The organism is Candidatus Eisenbacteria bacterium, from assembly GCA_035712145.1.
GTDB lineage: Bacteria > Eisenbacteria > RBG-16-71-46 > RBG-16-71-46 > RBG-16-71-46 > DASTBI01.
The window spans coordinates 1-4,521 of sequence record DASTBI010000267.1 but is presented as its reverse complement, the minus strand read 5'-3'; the positions used below and the strand labels follow the sequence as shown (position 1 = coordinate 4,521).

5 protein-coding genes are annotated in these 4,521 nt (G+C 69.6%); 1 reads left to right on the top strand and 4 read right to left on the bottom strand.

What is annotated here, in order from left to right:
• The coding region (locus VFQ05_18655) for a hypothetical protein (protein ID HET9328792.1) at positions 1-671 on the bottom strand (671 nt) is incomplete at its 3' end.
• A 107-nt stretch (positions 672-778) separates the two neighbouring features.
• Here VFQ05_18655 and VFQ05_18650 point away from each other — a divergent pair.
• The gene (locus VFQ05_18650) at positions 779-2,683 is read left to right on the top strand and encodes an AAA family ATPase (GenBank protein ID HET9328791.1); all 1,905 of its coding nucleotides are present in this window, start codon (positions 779-781) and stop codon (positions 2,681-2,683) included.
• Between the two features lie 8 nt (positions 2,684-2,691).
• Here the strand turns inward: VFQ05_18650 and VFQ05_18645 are convergent, their stop codons facing one another.
• The 3 genes from VFQ05_18645 to VFQ05_18635 form a co-directional block, all read right to left on the bottom strand.
• Positions 2,692-3,297: a GNAT family protein gene (locus tag VFQ05_18645; GenBank protein ID HET9328790.1), complete on the bottom strand. Its 606-nt coding sequence runs from the start codon at positions 3,295-3,297 to the stop codon at positions 2,692-2,694.
• A complete protein-coding gene (locus VFQ05_18640; protein HET9328789.1) occupies positions 3,294-4,313 on the bottom strand; it encodes a carbon-nitrogen hydrolase family protein in 1,020 nt (339 codons plus the stop codon). Before VFQ05_18640 ends, VFQ05_18645 begins: the two co-directional genes overlap by 4 nt.
• Before the next feature lie 12 nt (positions 4,314-4,325).
• A partial coding sequence (locus tag VFQ05_18635; protein HET9328788.1) for a vitamin B12 dependent-methionine synthase activation domain-containing protein occupies positions 4,326-4,521 on the bottom strand: 196 nt, incomplete at its 5' end.

Genomic DNA, 4,521 nt, shown 5'->3' with positions numbered 1-4,521 from the left:
CGCGGCGCGGCGATATCGAACGCCACGACGATCCGGGCGACGCGCGGGTTCATGGAGCGCATGTTTCCGTCGTCGGACATGTACTCGCGGTCTCCGAGCACGCGGCGCCAGGCATCGCTGCCGACCCTCTTGGGATCGGGCGCCAGGTAGACGTAGACCCCTTTCATCCCCGACATCAACGAGCCTCCCTCCCACGACAGCACGACGCCCTGCTGATCCCACGCGAACCCCGCCAGCTTGAAGGGCCTTCCATTCAGGCGCTCGAGCTCGAAGAGATCGGTGCCGAGCTGCACCCGTGACTCCAGGCGCCACACGCTGGAATAGCCTTCGATCCTCACCGTCTTCAGCTCGCGCCGCGCCACCGTGTCCCGCCACGCGATCTCGATCCGCTTGAGCGTGTCGGTCGGGAAGACCACGGCGCCCGACACGTACTCGCCTTCCCCGAACGAGTAGGCGAAGGGCCGCATCTGATCGCCGAAGCGGGCGCGGAGATCGTTCTCGCTGACATCGGCGGGGATGGGGCCGACACGGACGCCCGGGACGATCATCCACGGGTACTTCGTGGATTCCTTGCAGCCGGGGACGGCCAGCAGCAGCGACGCCAGAAAGGCGAGCTTGGCCAGCCCCGAGCCCCGGCCCGGGCCGGGGGGTCGACTCCGAACTTCCGTCATGGCCGAAGTATACGGCGCGCGACCCCCTCGAAAGCCACGCAAGGCGGCGGCCCGGCCCGCCGATAACTCCTGAGAACTCCTCGACCTTCTCGACTCCGAGGCGCGCCATGTCCGACAACCAACCAGGCCCGCGAGAGAATCCCTTCGCGGCGGGCCACGATCCACGCCTGGTCTACGAGCACGATCAGCGCGCCGAGGTCGTCGCCGGCTTCCGCCAGGCGTTGAGCGCCTGCGAGCCGTTCATCCTGGTCACGGGCGAAGCGGGCGTTGGCAAGACATCGATCGTCACTCAGGTCCTGACCGACGAGAAAGCCTGGTCGGCGTTCATCACCAATCCGGCGCTGACCCGCGCCGAGCTGCTCGAGGAGATCTGCCTGCGCTTCGGCGTCGATCTGCCCGAGGCGGTCTCGAAGCCGCGATTGCTGGCCGAGCTCGAGCGTCATCTGGCCGAGATCCGTCGCGAGGACGGGGCTCCGGTGTTGGTCGTGGACGAGGCCCACAATCTGAGCCTCGAGCTGCTCGAAGAGCTGCGCCTGCTCTCGAATCTCGAGTTCAAGGGGCGGCCCCTGGTGCAGATCGTCCTGGTCGGCCTGGCGACCCTCGATGCCCGACTTTCCGAGCCCGACCTGGGGCAGCTTCGCCAGCGCATCGGCACGCATCTCCGGGTTCGACCGTTCGGCGGCGAGGACACCTGGCGCTACATCCACCATCGGGTCACAGCCGCCGGGGGCAACGCGGCCGAGGCCTTCCCGGACGAGACCTGCATCGAGATCCATCGACTGACGCGCGGCGTGCCTCGCTCGATCAACACCCTTGCCAGCCACGCGCTCCAGGCCGCGGCCCGGGATTCGGAAAAGATCGTGACGGTGAAGCACGTGCAGGCTTCGGCAGCCGGCACGTGGCTACGCGGCGCGGCGGAGAGCCCGGCCAGGCCTGCGACGTCGGCCGCCACGCCCGCACCCGCGCCCACGGCCACGCCGCCGCCGGCGCCCAAGGCCCCCGCGGAGCGACCCCGCCCCAAACCCAGCGCGCCTCCGGTCGCCGGGGACAAGCCCGCCTCGCCCAGCCCGGTCGCCGCCGAGAAACCCGCCACCGAAATGCCGATCGCTCCTCCGGCCAAGGAATCCAAGCCCGCGACGAAGCCCGCGGCGAAACCATCGGCGAAGCCGGTGTCGAAAGCCGAGCCGGTCGCCAAGACGGCCGAGAAACCACCCCAGTCCGAGAAGCCGGCTCCCCCGCCGCCGGCCGAACCCGAGCCGCAGGCCGAGTCCCTTCCGCCACGGTCGTCGGGCGAGCCCGAGGTGCGGGACTGGATCTCGCGGTTCGTCGATCCCGACAATCCGATCCAGATCGGCGTTCGTGCCGGGGCCGACACGGCGGTCTTCCTCCAGGACGAGCGCGATCCCGAAGCGGAGTTCGACGTGGCCGCCGAGAACCTGGCCATGGCATCGAGCACGGGACCGAAAGCGCCGCGGAAGGCCGGAGCACCGCCCCCGAAGGGAGGACGCGGGCGGCGCGACACCACGTGGATCACCGCCACGGCCGGCGGCGTGGTCGTGCTCGCGGCCCTGGTCGTGTTCGTGCCGCGCATGAAGTCCACCGGCGGAGCGCCGGCGGACTCGGCAGCCGTGGTCGCCATGCCGTCGCAGGAGCCGACGCCGGAACCGAAGGAACGGCCATCCCGCCGGCGTGACAAGACACGCACGGCAGCTCAGATCCGAGTGTCCGCCGATACGGCCGCGGCCTCGCGCCCGCGCTGGCAGGGCATCGAGGTCGCGACCTATCTCGATCCTTACCGCGCGAGCGCGGAGAGCTCACGCCTCTCGGAGCTCACCGGTCTTTCGACCCGCGTCATGGAGGCCAGCGACCCCGACGGCGATGCCTACCGGGTGGTGCTCGGCTCCTTCAGCAGCCGCAAGAAGGCCGAGCGCGCGGCCGACGACCTGATTCGTCGCGGACTGATCGACCAGGCCCGCGTCGTGCCGCTCCATCTGAAGCCGTCGGCCCAGTAACGGCGGCGTCACCGCGCCATCATGCCTTCGAGCCGCGCCTTGACGGCGGGCCACTCGCGGTCGATCACGCTGTAGTAGACCGTGTCGCGCGGCACGCCGGCGTCGCTGATGCCGAAGTTCCGCAGCACGCCCTCCTCGATGCAACCGATGCGAAGCATCGCGTCCCGCGAGCGCCGGTTGAGCACGTTGGTCTTGAGCTCGACCCGCACGCAGCCCCAGCTCTCGAAGGCATGCCGCATCATCAGGTACTTGGCCTCGGTGTTGACGTAGGAACGCTGGAACGGTCGCCCGACCCAGGTCCAGCCGATCTCGACCTTGCGGAGCGGCACGTCGATGTTGCCGAAGCGTGTGCATCCGGCGATCGTCCCGCTCGCGACATCGAAGGTGGTGAATGGCAGCGAGCGGCCCCGCGACTGCTCGTGGAGCGCGGTCTCCAAATAGCTGCGCAGGTCGTCGGGCGTCTTCGGATGGTTGAGCGTCCAGCGCCACAGGTCATCGTCCAGGCCGACCGCGGCCAGTCCATCGAAGTGCCGGCCGAGATCGAGCGGCTCCATCCGAACCCGGCGCCCCTCCAGAGTGACCGGCTCCACTTTCATCCCGGTCGCGGAGGTCATCGGCGAGCCTTTCGTCGTGACCGGGGTTGGGTCTTCGCACGCCTCGCCGGGCGTGGAGCGGACTTGCGGCGCGGCTTCGCCGCTTTTCCGGCGCCGTCGCGCACCGCGAAGTCGAACAGCTCCCCACGGCTGTAATGGCCGGCCGCATCGAAGATCCAGCGTGAGCCCGCCGCCCGCCCGGGGTCGATCTCGGCGTAGAGAATTCCTTCGCGAGCCTCGAGCGGCCCGGCGACGACGACGCCGTCCGGGTCCACGATCATCGAGTTGCCGGAGTTGATCCACTCGGTGCCCACGGGATAGGCCGCCTTGAAGGCATAACGAGCCGGCACCTGGCTCATGTGGAGCGCCTGGCAGCAGCCGATCACCCACGCCCGTCCCTCGCGCGCGATGTGCCGCAGGCTCGCGAGCCACTGCTCGCTCTTGTCCCAGGTCGGCGCCAGGTGGATCTCGGAGCCCTGCGCGTACAGCGCGTACCGTGCGAGCGGCATGTAGTTCTCCCAGCAGATGAGGCCCGACAGCCGCCCGAGCGGTGTGTCCTGGACCACCAGATCCGCATGCTCCGACGGCGTCCACACCATGCGCTCCCCGCCGGTCGGCATGAGCTTTCTGTGGCGGCTGCGCAGGTTCCCGCCGGCATCGAACAGGAGCAGCGTGTTGTAGAGCGTGGTGCGGCTGCGATCCTGGTTCCGCTCGTTGACACCGACCGCCACCCACGCCTGCGCCGCGCGAGCAGCGGCGCCGAGCCGCTCGACGTCCGGCCCGGGCACGTCGACCGATTGCTCGACCAGCTCGCGGTAGAGCGCGGCGACTTCGGGACGCCGGGTGAGCGGAAGCACCCACACCCACGCCGGGTAGGCGGGGATGAACGTTTCCGGCAGCACGATCAGCCGCGCGCCTTCACGGGCGGCATGCGCGATCAGGTCGCAGGCCTTCTGGACCGTGGCCTCGCGGTCCAGGAACACCGGCGCGGCCTGGATCGCGGCGGCCCGGAAGGGCTTCTGGATCTCGGCGTTCATGCTCAGGCGCCGCTACACCTTCACCAGGTAGTACATCGCCGCGGGGTGGTGGACGACGATCGCGCTCGTCGAGGCCTCGGGGACGAGCTGATAGGCGCTGGTGAGCGTGACGCCGATCGCCTTCTCCGGGTCGAGCAGCTTGAAGAGCTTGGCCTGATCGGCGAGGTCGGGACAGGCGCTGTAGCCGAACGAATAGCGCAGGCCGCGG

Bases quoted from the DNA above. Each gene is read 5' to 3' on its own strand.
- VFQ05_18650 (HET9328791.1), top strand. From the start codon at position 779: ATGTCCGACAACCAACCAGGCCCGCGAGAGAATCCCTTCGCGGCGGGC.
- VFQ05_18645 (HET9328790.1), bottom strand. From the start codon at position 3,297: ATGACCTCCGCGACCGGGATGAAAGTGGAGCCGGTCACTCTGGAGGGG.
- VFQ05_18640 (HET9328789.1), bottom strand. From the start codon at position 4,313: ATGAACGCCGAGATCCAGAAGCCCTTCCGGGCCGCCGCGATCCAGGCC.